Raw genomic sequence first — 17030 nt, 5'->3', positions numbered from 1 at the left:
ACGGAGGCGGCACGGCGCTACAGAGGCGGTTCGGTGCGCATGGGCAGCCGCACACACGCAACGGTGCCGGAGGGATGGTTCGCGTCCAGCCGGATCGCCCCGCCGTGCAGCCCGACGATCGTGCGCGCCAGGCTGAGGCCGAGGCCGCTGCCGGTGGTGCCGTGGTGGCGGACGTTGGTGCCACGGAAGAACCGGTCGAAGACCCGGTCACGCTCCTCGGCCAGGGTGCCGATGCCGGTGTCGACGATGCGGAGCTCGGCCACGCCCTCGTCCGTCCCGAGGCTGATCCGCACCTGCCCGCCGACCTCGCTGTATCGGACGGCGTTGGACAACAGATCGTCGACCACCTGCCGCAGACGGCCCGGGTCACCCTCCAGCGTCAGCGACCCGGGGAGCTCGGCGCGCAGCAGGACGCCGGCGTCCGCGGCGGCCAGCCGGGCCGCGGCGACGGCGTCGGCGACGATCACCGCGAGATCGACCCGCTCGACCGTGAGGCCGAGATAGCCGGAGTCCAGGCCGGCCAGGTCGAGCAACGTGTCGACGATCTTCTGCAGCGCCGCGGTGTTGCGGGCGACCGAGCGCACCATCTGCCGGCGCTCGTCGTCCAGGGTTCCGGCGTCCTCCTCGATCATGGTGACGTTCGCGGTGATCGACGTGAGCGGTGTGCGCATCTCATGGCCGACCAGCGTGATGAAGTCGTCCTGAGCGCGGGAGAGCTGCCGGGTCAGCTGCTCGGCACGGCGCAGCGCGACGTACACGCCGATCTGCGCGGCGACCCCGTCCAGCAGCACGGTGAGCAGTTCCTCGTGTTGCTCCTGGAAGCCGGCATAACAGGTGAGCACGCCCAGCAGGGTTCCGCCGTCGCGCACCGGGACGGCCAGCACGGTGTGGATGCCGCGCCGCAGCCAGGCCCGCACCTTCGTCTGCTCGTAGGCGGTCGCGAGGTCGGGGCTGTCGGCGATGTCGGCCACCCACATCGGCCGGCCGGTCTGCCAGACCCGGCCGGAGACGCCGAGTCCGCGCCGTGGAGCCTGCCCGAAGAGGCCGTCCGGGTCGTGGCCGGAGGCGTCCCAGTACCCGGCCGACCGGAGTTGACCGGTCGCCTCGTCGATGAGATACAGCTCCGCACACGGCCAGCCGAGTGTGGTGGCGACGGCCTCCAGCACGGCGGGAACGGCGTCGGTCTCGGTCCGCGCCGTCTTCAAGGCCTCCTGCACGGCGGCGTGGCAGGCGCGGAACCGTTCGGCACGGCGCATCGCGGTCAGCTCGTGCGCCACGGCCACCGCGCCGAGCAGCCGGCCGTCACCGGCGATCATGGGCTGGGCGGTGGTGGCGAACGTGCGGACCGGCTCGCCGGGCGCCACGGTCAGCACGTCCACGCCGTCGACGCGCTCGCCGCGGAACGCGCGCATCAGCGGGGTCTGCTCCCACCGCATCGGCCGCAGACCGGCGTCGTGCAGGATGCCGTCCACCGACGCCGGACAGTCCGCCGGCAGCGGGTCGGTGGGCGAGAGTCCCTGCGTCTCGCGCAGCACCCGGTTCATCACGACGACACGGCCGGTGTCGTCGCAGGCGATGACACCCACCGACAGGCTGTCCAGCAGCGTGGTCAGGAAACTGCTGTGGCGTTCCGCCTGGTCCTCCGCGGCGGCCTGCCGCGACAGATCGGTGAGGAACACACACGCCAGGGCGCCGGCCGCGCCGCGCACCACCGACAGGGAGACACCGGCCGTCAGCCGGTGTCCGTCACGGCGCCGCACGCTGACCCGGCGCAGCACCGGCCGGTCCGGTACGGCGGTGAACAGCCGGTCGAGTGCCACACCGATCGGCTGCCCGTCATAACCGGGCAGCAGGCTCTCGTCGAGGTGCCGGCCACAGACCTCGGCGCGGGCGAACCCGAGCAGTTCCTCGGCGGCCCGGTTGAAACCGACGACCACCCCGTCCGGGCTCACCGCCAGGAACGCCTCCTGCACGCTGTCCAGCAGCGCCGCGCTGTCCAGCGTCGCGACCTGGACTGCCGCGTCCACGGGCGAGGGCGGGCGCAGCAGCTCGGCGATCTCCACCAGGGTCACCAGCTCGTCGTCGGTCCATTGCCGGGCCGCGGTGTCGAAGACGGTCATCGAGCCCAGCAGCTGGTCGGCCTCGTCGCGCACCGGCACGCCCATGAAGGCCCGGATGCCGTGGTCGGTCACCAGCAGATGCCCACGCAATCCGGCGGCGTCGTCGTGCAGCATGTCTCCGCACGACACCGGATGGTCCTGCGTCACGACGTAACCGCACACCATGTGACCCAGCGGAGCCCGCCCGGCGGAGGTCAGCGACGGTGGTATCCCGTACGCGCCGGCGAAGAACTCCTCGTCGCGGCCGACCAGGGTCACCGAGGCCATCGGTGTGTTCAGCAGCCGCGCGGCGAGCCGCGCGATGGCGTCCAGGGGGATCGGCTGGGCCGGGAGCGTACGGCGGGCGCGATGCACCGCCGCCAGTCGCGCGGCGTCACCCAGGATTGCCTCATCAAGCACCACCGCGATCAACTCAATCCGGCCGACAGTCGCAAAATTTCGTCGCGATTACCCTATTTATTTTGTTATAACCATGCATATAGGTCTGACTTCTCCGGCAGGTGCCATCCAAAAGCCGGACTTCGGACAGTGACGGCTCTGACGACTGGCCGTAACGTCGGCGGAGTGACCAGTTCCGATGGTGGCCGTTCCGCTGAGAACGACCCTCCGCGAGATACCGGGGACCCCGGTGCCGCCGGCCCACCGGCCGGCGACGACCCGGTGCGCCTGGCCCCGCCCGCGGACCCCTGGCTGACCGAGGCGCCCACCACGTCCATCGGGGATCCCGCGACGCTACGGGACGTCGACGCGGCCCCACCCGCCGATACGACACCGTTCGCCGCTCCCCCGCCGTTCCACGGCGCACCGCCGTACGGCGCCACTTCCAAGCGAACGGGCGACCGTCCGCGCCGCTGGATCCTGGCGGTCCTCGCGGTGTGCGTGGTGGTGGTCGCCGGGATCCTGGCCGTCGACCCGTTCGAGCCCGACGACGACGCCAGGGAATCAGCCCCGTCCCCGCAAGCGACAACCGTGCGCACCAATGCCGGCGGCGGGCGGACGCCGGCACCCGGCGCACCTGCCGCGCCGGTGGGCGGGGCCCCGTCCGCCGCCACCGGCCGGCCGGACAGCTCGGCCGGCGCGACCTCGGCGGAGCCGGGCCCCGCACAGGTGGTCTACGAGGTGACGGCCAGCGGGTCCGGCAACACCGGCAGCGTGAGCTACACCGACCAGGACGGCGACATCATCCGCCGCAACGGGATCGCGCTGCCCTGGCGCACCACCTTCCCGGTCGGCGCGCGGCGCAAGCCACTCGTGCTGATCGCGCAGCGTACGGGCGGCGGGGACGGCGGGCCGGTGACCTGCACCATCACCGTGGGCGGCAAAGAGATCGCCGCCACCACGACCGACGGCAGGTACGCGGCACCGCAGTGCAGCGGCTCCGGCTGATCGATGCGGATCACCGTCGCCGGCGGGCGGGCGCATCACTCGTGCGGGATGAACGCAGTCCCGGCACGGCGCAGGCCAGGAAGCACGCGGCGCCCAGCGAGGTGGTCACGTTGGCGACGGTCTCGCTGACCATCGATCCGGTGGCCGGCAGGACGTACCCCGCTGCCGCCGAGATGCCGAAGAAGACGCAGCCCAGCAGGTTGACCGCGGGTTGCCAGCCACGCCGGCCGGCGGCGTGGAACGCGATCACGCCGGAGATCAGGAAGAGGACCGAGCCGAACAGGTCGGGCCGCCACACCCGGTCGTCGTAGGAGTCGCTGGAGACGGCGACCTGCATCGCGCGGAAGGTGGTGACGTTGAAGAAGACCGTACCGATGAATTGGCTCCGGGCCGCCCATCGTGCCGCTCGTCCGCCGCCTGCCCTGACCTGCAGCGCGCCGCCGGCGGTGAAGAAGATCGACCCGATGAAGAAGGTGGCCGCGCCGGCGGTGGCGCCGACCAGGCCGGCGTAGGCCGGGACGGGGCCGACCAGGAAGCAGATCGACCCCAGCGCGAAGCACCACGCCATCGCCACCTCAGTGGTGGAACCCGGAGGTGGCGGCCGCGCCGTGCTGCTGCTTCTCCAGCAGTCGCACGTGCCGGCTCAGGTCGTCGACGAGCATGTCGGCCAGGTCGTGGGTGAAGCCGCGCCGGACCACCACCCGCAGCACCGCGAGGTCCTCCCGGTTCTTCGGGAACGTGTACGCGGGGACCTGCCAGCCGCGTTCCCGCAGCGCCTGCGACACGTCGAAGACCGTGTAACCGGTGACCTCGTCGCGCAGCTTGATCGCGAACACCGGCAACTCGTCGCCGCGGGTGATCAGCTCGAACGGGCCCAACTCGGCGATCCGCCCGGAGAGCCGGGTGGCGACCTCCCGGGCGTACCCCTGGACCCGGGCGTACCCGGCGAAGCCGAGCCGCAGGAAGTTGTAGTACTGCGCGACGACCTGCGCGCCCGGCCGGGAAAAGTTCAGCGCGAAGGTCGGCATGTCGTCGCCGAGGTAGTTCACCCAGAAGATCAGATCCTCCGGCAGCGCCGCCGCGTCACGCCAAACGATCCAGCCGACACCGGGATAGACCAGGCCGTACTTGTGGCCCGACGCGTTGATCGAAGCCACCCGGGGCAGCCGGAAGTCCCAGGCCAGGTCCGGGTCGAGGAACGGCGCGACGAACGCGCCGGAAGCGCCGTCGACGTGCACCGGCACGTCGATGCCGGTCCGCTCCTGGAAGGCGTCCAGCGCCGCGCAGATCTCCGCGACCGGCTCGTACGAACCGTCGAACGTGGAGCCGAGGACGGCGACGACACCGATGGTGTTCTCGTCGCAGCACTCCTCGAGGCCGGCGGCGGTCAGGTGGTACCGGTCGCCGCTCATCGGGACGAGACGCATCTCGACGTCCCAGTAGTTGGCGAACTTCTCCCAGCAAACCTGTACGTTGATGCCCATCACGATGTTGGGCCGCCCGGCCGGCTGCCCGGCGGCCTCCCGCCGCCGCTGCCAGAGGCGCTTGAGCGCCAGGCCGCCGAGCATCGCCGCCTCACTCGACCCGGTCGTCGAACACCCGGTCGACTGCTGAACGTCCGGCGCGTGCCAGAGCCGGCTCAGCATGTGCACACACCGGCTCTCGATCTCCGCGGTCTGCGGGTATTCGTCCTTGTCGATCATGTTCTTGTCGAAGCACTCCGCCATCAGACGGTCCGCCTGCGGCTCCATCCACGTCGTCACGAACGTGGCCGCGTTGAGCCGGGCGTTCCCGTCCAGCATCAGCTCGTCGTGCACGATCTGATAGGCGACGTCCGGTGCCAGCTCACCTTCCGGCAGCTCGTGGCGGGGCACCGACCCGCCCTCGAGACCGAAGCGGGGCGCCACAGCGAGATCCTCCGTGGCAGGGCGGCCGGATCTGGGGTGCTTCAACATTGACGTCTCCCGTCCTTGGGCTCCCCGCCATCGAAGCCGACAGGGCGGGCGGCCACCTCCTCCACACGGGATGACCGGGTTCAAGCTCGTGCCGCCACCAGGAACATCGGCACCGCCACGAAGATGCGGCCGGTGCGCGCCCGCTCGGCCTGCTCGGCGAGCCAGGCCGGCTCCCCGGTGACACGGTGCAGGATCGCGAGCGCGGTGGCATCGGTGAACACCGTGGTGTGCACCTCGACGATCGGGTCGGTGAAGCCTGCGTCCAGCAGCAGGTTGCGGTACCGCCGGGCGACGCGCGGCGACGGCAGGGAGTCCGCTTTCGCGTGGACCAGCCTGCGGGTGGCCCCCGGATCGTCGGAGTCGATGACGATCGTGTCCCAGTCCTGGCCGACGAGCACGGCGCGGCCGCCCGGCGCGAGCACCCGGCGGGCCTCGGCCACCGCACGTTCCGGCTCGTCGAGCGCGTGCAGCACCTTGTCGGCGCGATAACCGGTGACCGAACCCGCCGCGAGCGGCAACTCGCACGCGTCGCCGACGTGAAACAGGCCGGCGGGCCAGCGCTTCCCGGCCACCGCGATCATCTCGGGGTCGAGATCGACGCCGATCGCGGTAGCGCCCCGGCCGGCCATCTCGGCGACCGCACGACCGGGGCCGCAGCCCGCGTCGACCACGGTCCTGCCGGCGAGGTCACCGAGCACCTGGTACGAACGTGCGCGCAGCTCGGCGGCCTCGGGCTGAGCGTCGACAGCATCCAGAACGGCAAGCAGACTCGACATGCCCGTCATCGTGGGACTTAATGTCGACATGAAGTCAAGCCTGATGACGATCGGTCAGGTCGCCGACCATTTCCGTCTCCCGGCGCACGTGCTGCGGCACTGGGAGTCGGTAGGGCTGCTGTCACCGGCACGCGTCGCGGGTGACCGGCGCCGCTACACCCACGACGACCTCTTCCGGGTGGCGTCGATCCTGCGCGCGAAACAGGCCGGCCTGTCGCTGCCGGACATCCGGGCGTTCCTGGTGGCCGGTGACCCGGCCGCCCGCAAGGAGGTGTTACGCCGCAACCACCGCGCGGTGCAGGCCCGGATAGTTGCGTTACAGGCGGCGTTCGCCCTGCTGGAGGCCGGGCTGAACTGCTCACACGACGACATCACCACGTGCCCGAACTATCGGCGCCACCTCACCGGGATGGTCGACGGCCCGCCGCCCATCGCCTTCGGCGCATAGGTGCTCACCTGCCGGGTATCCGTCCACCGCCCGGTGCGCGAGCCGTGTCGCCGCGGCCGTTGTCCCGAGACAACATGACGGAGAGGAGCCCCGGGCATGCCAGAGCCGGTTTCCGAGCAGGTTGTGGTCATCGCCGGGGCGTCCAGCGGCATCGGGCGGGCCACCGCCCTGGCCTTCGCCGCCCGGGGCGCCGCGGTCGTCTGCGCGGCACGCGGCGAGCAGGCCCTCGGCACGCTGATCGAGCAGATCACCGGCTCCGGTGGGACAGCGTTCGCCGTACCGACCGATGTGACCGATCCGGCGGCCGTGCAAGCGCTCGCTGACGCGGCCGAGCAGCGGTTCGGGCGCATCGACACCTGGGTCAGCACCGCCGCCGTCGGTGTGTGGGGCCGGGTGGAGGACATCACCGCCGCCGAGTTCGACCGGGTCATGCGCGTCAACTTCCTGGGGCAGGTGCACGGCGCGCATGCCGCCCTGCCTGCGCTGCGGCGTGCCGGAGGCGGTGTGCTGATCGGCGTCGCGTCGGCGGAGGGTGTCCGGTCGGTGCCTCTGCAGGCGCCGTACACCGCGAGCAAGTTCGCGGTACGTGCCTTCTACGACAGCCTGCGCATGGAGCTGGCCCAGGAGAGCGCGCCGATCACGGTCACCACCATCCTGCCGGCGTCGATCGACACCCCGTTCTTCGAACACGCCCGCAGCAAGCTGGGGGCACTGGCCAAACCACCACCACCGGTGTACGCGCCAGAGGTGGTCGCCGAGACCATCGTCTACGCCGCCGGGCATTCCCGGCGCGAGATCCCGGTCGGTGGCGCCGCCGCCGCGTTCATGCTCAGCCAGCGGCTCTCCCCCTCGCTGGTCGACGCGGTGTTCTCGATCCGGCGCATCGGCCGCGGCATGCAGCGCAACGATCTGCCCGACACCCGGGTGGACAATCTGGATGCGCCGGTCGGTGAGGCGGGCGCGGTGCACGGCTCCCATCCGGGACGGGTGCTGTCGCGCAGCGTGTTCACCACGGTGATCGGTCGCCGCTCCCGGGCGGGGGACGTGGCGCTGGGCGTTCTCCGGCGGAGCCGGATCGCCGGGACTCAACCGGCGGCGGCTCCGTTGCGGATGGCTGCGGTGGCGCGTACCGGATGGGGTCTGGCTCTGTTGATCGCGCCCGAGGTCCTGCTGAGGATCGGCGGCCGGCGGGGTGTCCCGCCGGCGGCCGTCGCGGTGGCCCGGGTCCTCGGCACCCGCCAGCTTGTGCAGGCAGCGGTGACCACCGTGTTGCCTACGCGTCGCGTCGCGGGAGTGAGCGCCGCCGTGGACACGCTGCATGCAGGCACCGGTGCGGGGCTCGCCGCGGTGTCCCGCCGGTGGCGCCCGATCGCCCTGGTGGAAACGGCTGTCGCTGCCGGTCTCGCGGCCGCCGGATGGGCCGGCCGGCGACGCGTCACGGACCGGATCGTGGATCGAGCAGGTGATCGGCGGCCGGGGTGATCTCTTCGGTGTCGGAGTGCTCCGGAGACGGACTGTGCCAGTCCGCGAGCAGGATCGTCGCGTCGTCCTGCAGCCGGTCGTCCTGGTAGTCCAGAATCGCGTGGACCAGCCGCCGGGCGGTCTCCGGAGCGGGAAGCTGATCGGCCACCGCCTTCACCGCGAAGTCGATCAGCCGTTCGACGCCGAAATGCTCGCCCTGCGCCGACCGTGCCTCGATGATGCCGTCGGTGTAGAGCAGGATCCGGTCGCCCGGCTCGAGGGCCTCCTCGACCACCACCGGCGGCCGCTTGTGCCCGAGGGTGACCGGCAGGGCGGTCGGTGTGGGCAGGACCTTGACGACCCGTCCCTGGCGGATGACCATTCCGCCGGGGTGCCCCGCGGAGATCACCTGGAGTACACCGGTGCGCTGATTGATCTGGGCGAGCACCGCGGTGATCATCCCGTAGCGGTCGTGGGTGCGGACCGCGGCGTCGATGTGGTGGTAGGTGTCGGCCAGCCCCATCCCGGCGCGGCGGGCGTTGCGGTAGGAAGCCAGGGCGAGCGAGGCGAGCATGACGGCCCGCATCCCGCCGACGGAGCCGTGCCCGGCGGCGTCGAACAGCGCCAGGTGCGCGATCTCGCCGTTGACGGCGTAGTCGAAGGCGTCCCCGCCCACGTCGTAACAGGGTTCGAGGACGCCGCTGATCATGAGGTGCCCGGTGGAGAACGACAGCGGCGGCAACTGGGCCCGCAGCATCTCGGCGGCCAGTCGCATGGGTTCGCGGCGGCGGGTCAGCTCGATGGTGTCGCTGTACAGGCTGCGGGTGATGAGAAGCTCCGCCAGCAGCGACGACACCGCGACGCAGTCGTCGACGGCCGGGTCGTCCAGCGGCTCCGGTGAGACGACCTCCAGCACGCCCATCCGCTCACTGCCGTTGAGCAGCGGCAACCACGACCGCGCACCCGTGTCGTCGCCGTCACCGGCACAGGGAGTCACCATCGAGTAAGCACGTCCGGCCAGGGTGCCGTCGATGTCCAGCGGGGCGCGCCGCGGCGCCGACCCGCCGGCCAGCGGCAGCAGCTCACGCTGCCGGTGATCCACCACGTAAATGATCATCGCGGTGGCGCCGACCAGACCGGCAGCGCGCATGGCCATGTGCGGCAGATCCTCGGGCCGGGCATGGTGCGACTGACGCAACAGCTGCCGCAACGCTCCCAGAGTGGTCACGCACGTCCCTTCGGGTCCCACCCCGGCCGAGAGATCCTCGCGTGGGCTCACACCGAGGATCGCAGAGTCCCTCGGAAACTCACATCGCGGATCGGGGCGAACACCGGCGATACGCCGCGATCGACAACCGCCGTACCCGTACCGTCGTCAACCGCGGCGTCGCCCGATCATCGACCCGAACGGGTCACCCGGGCCAGGAAGCCCTTCTTCACCTCGCTCGGCCGCTGCTGCTCGCCGGCGAACGAGCTGACGACGATCAGCGCGCCGGTCAGCACCGGGATGACCCACTGCAACGCGGACAGCTGCTTCTGCGCCTTGGACACGTCGGCCGGCGTGCTCGCCGCGGGCTCCGTCCCGGCCAGAGCCGGCACCGAGTCGTCCTCCGCGACCTTGCGGCCCAGCAACCGGCTGTATCCGGTCACCGCCAGCGCCGCCGCGGTCAGGCCGGTCTTCGCCAGCGCCATGGTGCCGACGCCGCTCTGGCCGGCCAGCCGCGACCGGTTGCCGATCAGCTCGCCGACGCTGCCGGCCAGGTGGGCGCCGATCGCGGTGGCGTTGACCGGTGTCCACCGGTTCCAACCGGCGTTCGTGACCCGGCCGGTGCCGTTGGCGGTGTCCGCCTCCGCCGCGGCCGGGTTGAGCGCGACGGCGTTCGCCAGGGTGCCACCGAACCAGGCGGCGAGGCCGACGTCGTGCAGGGAACGGGAAAGTGTGTCTCTGGCCATGGGGTCCTCCGTAATCGCGATGCTGTCGAGGCCCCGGCTACCCCGCCACCGGTGACCTACACCGATCGGCCGGTGTGGCCGACTCTTCGCCGATCGGGCGTTTAGGTGCCGGAACGGAGGGCACCCGTCGCGCATAAGGCTCATGAGAGTCGATGGACGCGACCGATCAAACACCCCTTTGTCAGCCATGGTCGGAGTTGTCATGAGTTCCTCACCCCAGAAAGAACCGTCCCCCGTGGTCGCCACTCCCGTGGAGACCTCCCCCGCAAGCGCCGGTCCGGGCGACGCCGGCGATCAGTCGCGCGAGAAGGCGACACCGCGAAGCGGCGACGCCGGCGACCGGGCGCGCGACACGGCGACGCCGCGTAGTGGCGCGACGGTCGCCCCCACCGACCGGCGCGAGGTCGTGGCCCGGCAGAAGGACCGTTACGGCGGCATCAAGTGGGGCTCGGCGTTCTTCGGCTGGCTGACCGCCACCGGCACCGCCGTGCTGCTCACCGCCCTGCTCCTGGCCGCCGGCGCCACCGTGGGCATCGCCACCGGCACCGACGCCGGCGAGGCACAGGACAACGCCGCGACGCTCGGACTCGTCGGCGGCCTCACCCTGCTGGCCGTCCTCCTGATCGCCTATTTCTGCGGCGGCTACGTCGCCGGCCGGATGGCCCGCTTCAACGGCGTCAAGCAGGGCATCGCCGTCTGGATCTGGGCCGTCGTGATCGCCGCGGCGGTGGCCGCCGCCGGCGCCGCGCTCGGCAACGAGTACGACCTGCTGGACCGCATCGGCGGCTTCCCCCGCCTGCCGATCGGCGGCGACGACGTCACCACCGGCAGCATCGTCGCGGTGGTCATCGCCCTGGCCGCCGCCCTGATCGGCGCCATCCTGGGTGGGCTCGCCGGGATGCGGTTCCACCGCAGGGTCGATGAGGCGGGTCTCGGGCGCTGAGCGCCGGCGAACTACGACTAAGGACACCACATGATCAGCCGGGACGACGTACGTACCGTGTTCGGCACGGACGTCTACAGCAGCGACGGCCACAAGATCGGCTCGGCCGGTCAGGTGTACCTCGACAACGCCGGCGGTGAGCCCGCCTGGGTGTCGGTCCGCACCGGCCTGTTCGGCAAGAAGGAGTCGTTCGTGCCGCTGCGGGACGCCACCCTCACCGGCGACCGTCTCGAGGTGCCCTTCGACAAGGAGCAGGTGAAGAACGCGCCGCGGGTCGACCAGCACGGCGAGCTGAGCCCGGCCGAGGAGGACGAGCTCTACCGCTACTACGAGCCCGCCGCGGCCGAGGGCAGGCCGGCTCCGGACGACAGCCGGCACACCTCGGGCGGCGAACCCGGTGACAGCGCTGACGCTGCGGTGCCGTCGCGCGCCACCGATCGCGATGACGTCGGCGGCGGCGCGATGACCCGTTCCGAGGAACGGCTCGTCCCCGGCGCGCGTACCGAGACGGTCGGCAAGGCCCGGCTGCGCAAATACGTCGTCACCGAGGAGCAGCAGGTCACCGTTCCGGTCTCCCGCGAGGAGGTGCGGCTGGAGCACGAATCCGTCGGCGACGACGCGGGCCGGCCGAGGGACGACTCGGCTGTCCGGGACGACGGCGAGGCGGTGACGTTACGCGCCGAACGGCCCGTGGTGACCACCGAGACCGTGCCGGTGGAGCGGGTCCGGCTGGCCAAGGAGACCGTCACCCGGGAGGAAACCGTGAGCGGCGAGGTTCGCAAGGAGCGCATCGAACTGGAGGACGACAACGGCCGGAGCCCGGAGATCCGCTGAGCGCTGCGAGGTGCAGCCACGGGTGCTGCCACACGTTGTCGTCGCGCAGCGGCGCCAGGCCGCGGAACGTCAACGCACGCGCGGGTCCCACAGCTAGGTCTCGGTGCGCCAGGGGAACTCGGCCGCGAACGAGACGGCCAACTCGGGCGGCATCGGGGCCGGCCCGGGTGACCGCCACAGTCACCCGTTCAACCCTCGCGAACGGCCGTGATCAGCACGTTCCGGACGCCGGCGAGACCGGCGTCGAGGGCGCCGAGCAGCACCGCGTCGTCGTCGACGGTGGTGACGGTGATCGAGCTCTCCAGCGGGGCGGCCCGCCGGAAGGCCCTGGTGACCCGGGCCAGCAGGACCTCACCGCCGGCCTGGGCGATCGGGCCGGCGAGCACGACGAGGTACGGGTCGAGGACTGCGATCACCGCGGCCAGGCCGATCACGATGCGGTCGGCGAGGACGGTGAGGAACTCGCCGGCCCCGGCCCTGGCGGCGACGGCGACCACCTCGGCCGGAGTGGCGCCGGCGATGCCGTTGTCCCGGGCCAGCTTCATGATCGCGGCGCCGCCGAACAGGTTCTGCAGATCGAGCTTGTGGTGCGGGGACTCGGGTGAGTAGAGCGGCACGTAGCCGATCTCGCCGGCCCCTCCGCGGGTCCCGCGCAGCAGCGTCCCGTTGATGTCGATGGCCAGGCCCAGGCCGTCCTGGCCGATCCAGAGCAGGGCGAAGTTCTCCGCGTCCCGGCCGGCGCCACGCTGCCGCTCGGCCACCGCGGCCAGGTTCACGTCGTTGTCGACGCCGACGCGTGTGCCGAGCGCGGCGGCGATCTCCGGCACCAGCCCGGGCCGGCCGAAGCCCGGCACGTCGACGAGGCGGATGGCCTCGCTCCTCGCGTCGTACGAGCCGGGAACGGCGAGCTGCACGTGCCGGATCCGCTCGGCCGGGATGCCGGCCTGGTCGCGCAGCCGGTCCACCACCTCGGCGACCGTGGACACCGGGTCGGCGTGGCGGAAGTCGACGCGCGACTCGACCCTGGTGCGGACGGCACCGGTCAGATCGCTGAGCGCGCCGGTCACCGACGGGGTTCCGCTGGTCCCCACGTCGCGCACGGAGACGGCGACGACGAAGGCCGCGTCCGGGTCGGCCGCGTAGATCTCGGCGTTCGGTCCCGGTTTTCCGCTGGCATGCCCGACGACGGTGATCAGGCCGGCGTCGGTGAGGCGGCGCAGCGCTTCGGAGATCGTCGGTGTCGACAGCGCGGTGATCTTACGGATGTCGGCCCGGGTGAGCGTGCGGGGACCGAGAAGCAGTTCGAGGACCGCGCTCTCGTTGATGGCGCGCAGCAGCTTGGACGAGCCGGCCACACGCGCCATCAGGGCTCCCGGCTCATGGGCAACGTACTTAACAGTCAGCCATCCTGGTTCACCCCATCGACCTTCGTCAAGTGCCGCCCGCCGATCGACCAGAGAGTTCCGATATTTCCGCCCTGGCGCCGGAAGTTGTTGACAGGTCGGTGAGCCGCGAGTCACGATCTCGCTGTAAACGGAGGACGGGGGGACATGCCCGGATCGAGGACCGCCAGAGCCCTGGTCGTCCGTGGCGGCTGGGAAGGTCATCGCCCGGTCGAGGCCACCGACCTGTTCCTGCCGTTCCTGACCGCCAACGGCTTCGACGTCCGGATCACCGACACGCCGGCGATCTATGCGGACGCGCCGGTCATGGCCGAGACCGATCTGATCGTGCAGTGCGTGACCATGTCGTCGATCGAGCCGGCGGCGCTGGCCGGGCTGCGGGCCGCCGTGGCGGCCGGCACCGGGTTCACCGGCTGGCACGGCGGCATCGCCGACTCGTTCCGCGCCTCGTCGGACTATCTGCAACTGGTCGGTGGCCAGTTCGCCACCCACCCCGGCAAGGACCCGGCCGCGCGCCTCGGGGACGAGACCGACAATTTCCTGACGCACACCGTCGACATCACCCCGCTCGGCCGCGAACACCCGGTCACGGCCGGGATCGGTGACTTCGACCTGACCACCGAGCAGTACTGGGTGCTGCACGACGACCTGATCGACGTCCTCGCCACCACCACCCACCCGGTCCGGCCGTGGCATCCGTGGCGGCGCCCGATCACCTCGCCCGCCGTGTGGACCAGGCAGTGGGGCCGGGGCCGGATCGTCGTCACCACCCCCGGCCACAGCCTTGACGTGCTGCGGAACGTCAACGTCCGCACCGTGATCGAGAGAGGCATGCTGTGGGCGAGCCGCACCGCGTCGGCATCGTAGGCGCCGGGTGGATCTCCGGCGCCTACCTGCAGACTCTGCATGACCACCCGTCGGTGACCATCGCGGCGGTGGCGGATCTCGACGCCTCGCGGGCGGCGTCCGTCGCCGCCGGCATCGCCGGCTGCCGCGCCCTGCCGGTCGACGACCTCCTTCGGGACGACTCCGTCGAGACGGTCCTCAACCTCACGATCCCCGCGGCGCATGCCTCGGTCGCGATGGGCGCCATCACCAACAACAAGCAGGTGTACGGGGAGAAGCCGCTCGCCGCCGACATGTCCGCGGCGCGTTCGGTGCTGAAGCGGGCGGCCGCGTCCGGCGTCGCGATCGGCTGCGCGCCCGACACCGTCCTCGGAACCGGCGTGCAGACCGCCCGCGCCGCCGTCGACGCCGGTGTGATCGGCCGCCCGATGTCCGCCGTGGCGGTGATGGCGACCCCGGGCCACGAGCGCTGGCATCACCACCCGGACTTCTACTACCGGCCCGGCGGCGGCCCGCTGCTCGACATGGGCCCCTACTATCTGACCGCGCTCGTCCACCTGCTCGGTCCCGTCGTGGCGGTCACCGGCGCCTCCTCCCGCCCGCGCGGCATGCGAGTGATCGGCTCCGGCCCACGGGCGGGTGAGCGACTGCCGGTCTCGGTGGACACGCACGTGACCGGGGTTCTGCACCATGCGGGCGGCGCCCTCTCCACGATCACCACCAGCTTCGACGCGATCCGCACCACGGCCGCCCCGATCGAGGTGCACGGCGAGACCGGCACCCTCGCGGTTCCCGACCCCAACCTGTTCGCGGGCGACGTCCGCCTCTTCGAGCTGGGTGCCTCCGAATGGCGCACCGTGGAGCCGTCCGCCGGCTACGCGGACGCGGCCCGGGGCATCGGACTGCTCGACATGCTCACCGCCCCGTCACCACGGGCGAGCGGCGCCCTGGCCCTGCACGTCCTGGACGCCATGACGTCCCTTCTCCGCGCGGCTGACGAGGGTCGCCGTGTCGAGCTGACGACGACGGCCGAGCGGCCCGACCCGCTTGCGCTGATCCCGGCCGCGCAGTGGCGTTCCGGGCGCCCTTCGGCGTACCGCTGAAGGTGTTGACGCACCTGGCCGCAGGTGCGCGGACGACCTCTTGACCGCCTCCGGCGCAGCGCATAGATTCCTATCGCTATTTCCGGAAGCTTTCCGAAAGTTTCGGACTCGCTTCGCCTTCCTTCTCGCAAGGAGTTCCCGTGCGTCGTCCTTGGCTTCCTCTCGCCGTCGTCAGCGCCACGGCGCTGCTGGGCGGGCAGATCGCGTTCGCCGGCTCCGCCACCGCGGGCCCCGACCCGGTGGCCGCCGCGAGGCCCGCGCCGGTTCCGGCCGACTCGTTACGCGCGCTCGGCGCGCGGGTCGGCCTGCGCATCGGCACGGCCGTCAACTCGGACCTGCTCGGCACCAACGAGAAATACACGCAGATCGCCGCGGAGCAGTTCTCCAGCGTCACCGCGGAGAACGTGATGAAGTGGTCCGAGGTGGAGGCCACCCGCGGCACCTACACCTGGGAGAAGGCGGACCAGCTCGTCGCCTTCGCGAAGAAGAACCGGCAGCTCGTGCGCGGCCACACGCTGCTCTGGCACAACCAGCTGCCCGCGTGGCTGTCCTCCGACGGCTACACCACCACCCTCTCCAACGACGAGGTCAAGGCGGTCCTGAAGAAGCACATCCAGGCTCAGATGCGTCATTTCAAGGGCGACATCTGGCAGTGGGACGTGGTCAACGAGGCCTTCGACGACAACGGGCAGCCCCGCCAGACGATCTGGTACAAGGCGTGGGGCGGCACCGGCTACATCGCCGACGCGTTCCGGTGGGCGCACCAGGCCGACCCGAAGGCGCTGCTTTTCTACAACGACTACAACCTGGAATTCACCGGACCCAAGAGCGATGCGGTGTACGCGCTGGTGCAGTCCCTGAAGGCGCAGCGTGTGCCGATCCACGGCGTCGGGTTCCAGGGCCACCTGTCCACCCAGTACGGCTACCCCGACCTGCAGAACAACCTGGAGCGCTTCGCCGCCCTGGGCCAGAAGGTCGCCCTGACCGAGGTGGACGTCCGCACGCTGACCAAGCCGGACGCCGTCAACGAGCCGGTGAACGCGTTGGCCCCGTACGCCCAGGAGAGCTACTGGTCCCGCACGCTGAAGGCGTGCCTGGCGGTCCGCGCCTGCATCTCGTTCACGCCGTGGGGGATCGGCGACGCGTACTCGTGGGTGCCCGGCTGGTTCTCCGACCCGCAGGAGGGTGCCGCGTTGCTCTACGACGAGGAGCTGAACCCGAAGAGCCAGTATTTCGTGCTGCAGCAGGATCTGGCACTCGCCGCCGGGGCCCCGCACCGCTTCGGTCGCGGCTGACCACATGCTCCCCGCCGTGGTGCACCTGGTGCACCCTGGTCACCATGGCTGACTCGCAGTTCCCCCACCCGGTCGTCCGCGTCGGACGGCTGGGTGGGACCGTCCTGGCTGTGCTCGCTGTGGTTCTCTGTGCGGGCCTGTACTGGGTGCCGGCCAACGGAGGTCTGTCCGGCATGTGGGCCCGGGCCACCGGGGACAGCGGCAGCCTGACCGTGGAGCAGTGCTACCCCGCGCGGACCGGGACCCAGCGGGCCACCTGGTCGTGCGTGGGGACCTTCGCTCCGGAGGACGGTGCGGTCCGGGAGGTCTCGTTCCGCTCGGCCACCGAGATCCCGCCCGGCGACCGGGTCCGGGCCGACGTGGCAAGCGGTTCCTCGACCGACGTGTACGTGCGCCGTTCGCCGGCCGGGGCTCTGCTGCTGTGCCCACTGGCGCTGCTCGCGATGCTCATCGTCGGCGGCGCCCGGGCCGTCCTCGACAGGCGTGGCCGGTGAGCGGCGCAGGGAT

The 17030-nt window shown here is 71.4% G+C and carries 16 protein-coding genes; 9 read left to right on the top strand and 7 right to left on the bottom strand.

Annotation, left to right across the window (positions count from 1 at the left end; translation table 11 throughout):
* Positions 1-17: 17 nt before the first annotated feature.
* Positions 18-2519 (bottom strand): sensor histidine kinase, encoded by a 2502-nt coding sequence (locus tag AC0NH5_RS40095; RefSeq protein WP_474413169.1) that lies wholly within the window; start codon positions 2517-2519, stop codon positions 18-20.
* Between the two features lie 165 nt (positions 2520-2684).
* On the opposite strand from AC0NH5_RS40095, the gene AC0NH5_RS40090 reads away from it, so the two are divergent.
* Positions 2685-3506, top strand: coding sequence for an MmpS family transport accessory protein (locus tag AC0NH5_RS40090; protein WP_474413167.1), 822 nt, complete (start codon positions 2685-2687; stop codon positions 3504-3506).
* Positions 3507-3516: 10 nt separating this feature from the next.
* On the opposite strand, the gene AC0NH5_RS40085 is transcribed toward AC0NH5_RS40090, so the two are convergent.
* From AC0NH5_RS40085 to AC0NH5_RS40075, 3 genes are all read right to left on the bottom strand, one after another.
* Complete coding sequence (locus AC0NH5_RS40085; protein WP_474413165.1) at positions 3517-4074, bottom strand: hypothetical protein; 558 nt, start codon at positions 4072-4074, stop codon at positions 3517-3519.
* 7 nt (positions 4075-4081) lie between these two features.
* The gene (gene gad, locus AC0NH5_RS40080) at positions 4082-5413 is read right to left on the bottom strand and encodes a glutamate decarboxylase (RefSeq protein ID WP_474413163.1); all 1332 of its coding nucleotides are present in this window, start codon (positions 5411-5413) and stop codon (positions 4082-4084) included.
* Positions 5414-5541: 128 nt separating this feature from the next.
* Positions 5542-6237, bottom strand: coding sequence for a methyltransferase domain-containing protein (locus AC0NH5_RS40075; RefSeq protein WP_474413161.1), 696 nt, complete (start codon positions 6235-6237; stop codon positions 5542-5544).
* Between the two features lie 28 nt (positions 6238-6265).
* Between AC0NH5_RS40075 and AC0NH5_RS40070 the strand changes: the two genes are divergently transcribed.
* Complete coding sequence (locus AC0NH5_RS40070; protein WP_474413159.1) at positions 6266-6685, top strand: MerR family transcriptional regulator; 420 nt, start codon at positions 6266-6268, stop codon at positions 6683-6685.
* Between the two features lie 96 nt (positions 6686-6781).
* Positions 6782-8167, top strand: coding sequence for an SDR family oxidoreductase (locus tag AC0NH5_RS40065; protein WP_474413157.1), 1386 nt, complete (start codon positions 6782-6784; stop codon positions 8165-8167).
* Here AC0NH5_RS40065 and AC0NH5_RS40060 read toward each other — a convergent pair.
* Positions 8121-9374: a PP2C family protein-serine/threonine phosphatase gene (locus AC0NH5_RS40060; protein ID WP_474413155.1), complete on the bottom strand. Its 1254-nt coding sequence runs from the start codon at positions 9372-9374 to the stop codon at positions 8121-8123. The genes AC0NH5_RS40065 and AC0NH5_RS40060 overlap by 47 nt on opposite strands.
* A gap of 167 nt (positions 9375-9541) precedes the next feature.
* Positions 9542-10099, bottom strand: coding sequence for a hypothetical protein (locus tag AC0NH5_RS40055; RefSeq protein WP_474413153.1), 558 nt, complete (start codon positions 10097-10099; stop codon positions 9542-9544).
* Positions 10100-10301: 202 nt separating this feature from the next.
* On the opposite strand from AC0NH5_RS40055, the gene AC0NH5_RS40050 reads away from it, so the two are divergent.
* Complete coding sequence (locus AC0NH5_RS40050; RefSeq protein WP_474413150.1) at positions 10302-11042, top strand: hypothetical protein; 741 nt, start codon at positions 10302-10304, stop codon at positions 11040-11042.
* Positions 11043-11072: 30 nt separating this feature from the next.
* Positions 11073-11876: a DUF2382 domain-containing protein gene (locus AC0NH5_RS40045; protein ID WP_474413149.1), complete on the top strand. Its 804-nt coding sequence runs from the start codon at positions 11073-11075 to the stop codon at positions 11874-11876.
* Positions 11877-12064: 188 nt separating this feature from the next.
* On the opposite strand, the gene AC0NH5_RS40040 is transcribed toward AC0NH5_RS40045, so the two are convergent.
* A complete protein-coding gene (locus AC0NH5_RS40040; RefSeq protein ID WP_474413147.1) occupies positions 12065-13240 on the bottom strand; it encodes an ROK family transcriptional regulator in 1176 nt (391 codons plus the stop codon).
* 186 nt (positions 13241-13426) lie between these two features.
* On the opposite strand from AC0NH5_RS40040, the gene AC0NH5_RS40035 reads away from it, so the two are divergent.
* The 4 genes from AC0NH5_RS40035 to AC0NH5_RS40020 all read left to right on the top strand — a co-directional run bounded on the left by AC0NH5_RS40035 (position 13427) and on the right by AC0NH5_RS40020 (position 17017).
* Positions 13427-14146 carry a ThuA domain-containing protein gene (locus AC0NH5_RS40035; RefSeq protein WP_474413145.1) on the top strand — a complete coding sequence of 240 codons (720 nt, stop codon included), beginning with the start codon at positions 13427-13429 and terminating at the stop codon, positions 14144-14146.
* Positions 14116-15228, top strand: coding sequence for a Gfo/Idh/MocA family protein (locus tag AC0NH5_RS40030; RefSeq protein WP_474413143.1), 1113 nt, complete (start codon positions 14116-14118; stop codon positions 15226-15228). Before AC0NH5_RS40035 ends, AC0NH5_RS40030 begins: the two co-directional genes overlap by 31 nt.
* Positions 15229-15368: 140 nt before the next feature.
* Positions 15369-16523, top strand: a complete 1155-nt coding sequence (locus AC0NH5_RS40025) for an endo-1,4-beta-xylanase (RefSeq protein ID WP_474413140.1) — start codon at positions 15369-15371, stop codon at positions 16521-16523.
* Between the two features lie 44 nt (positions 16524-16567).
* Positions 16568-17017, top strand: a complete 450-nt coding sequence (locus AC0NH5_RS40020; protein WP_474413138.1) for a hypothetical protein — start codon at positions 16568-16570, stop codon at positions 17015-17017.
* The last annotated feature ends 13 nt before the right edge of the window (positions 17018-17030 follow it).

The sequence above is a fragment of the Actinoplanes sp. 13 genome, from assembly GCF_056134165.1.
This window is presented reverse-complemented; position numbering and strand designations above follow the sequence as displayed.

Bases quoted from the DNA above. Each gene is read 5' to 3' on its own strand.
- AC0NH5_RS40020 (WP_474413138.1), top strand. From the start codon at position 16,568: ATGGCTGACTCGCAGTTCCCCCACCCGGTCGTCCGCGTCGGACGGCTG.
- AC0NH5_RS40035 (WP_474413145.1), top strand. From the start codon at position 13,427: ATGCCCGGATCGAGGACCGCCAGAGCCCTGGTCGTCCGTGGCGGCTGG.
- AC0NH5_RS40085 (WP_474413165.1), bottom strand. From the start codon at position 4,074: ATGGCGTGGTGCTTCGCGCTGGGGTCGATCTGCTTCCTGGTCGGCCCC.
- AC0NH5_RS40070 (WP_474413159.1), top strand. From the start codon at position 6,266: ATGAAGTCAAGCCTGATGACGATCGGTCAGGTCGCCGACCATTTCCGT.
- AC0NH5_RS40045 (WP_474413149.1), top strand. From the start codon at position 11,073: ATGATCAGCCGGGACGACGTACGTACCGTGTTCGGCACGGACGTCTAC.
- AC0NH5_RS40050 (WP_474413150.1), top strand. From the start codon at position 10,302: ATGAGTTCCTCACCCCAGAAAGAACCGTCCCCCGTGGTCGCCACTCCC.
- AC0NH5_RS40075 (WP_474413161.1), bottom strand. From the start codon at position 6,237: ATGTCGAGTCTGCTTGCCGTTCTGGATGCTGTCGACGCTCAGCCCGAG.
- AC0NH5_RS40040 (WP_474413147.1), bottom strand. From the start codon at position 13,240: ATGGCGCGTGTGGCCGGCTCGTCCAAGCTGCTGCGCGCCATCAACGAG.
- AC0NH5_RS40065 (WP_474413157.1), top strand. From the start codon at position 6,782: ATGCCAGAGCCGGTTTCCGAGCAGGTTGTGGTCATCGCCGGGGCGTCC.
- AC0NH5_RS40055 (WP_474413153.1), bottom strand. From the start codon at position 10,099: ATGGCCAGAGACACACTTTCCCGTTCCCTGCACGACGTCGGCCTCGCC.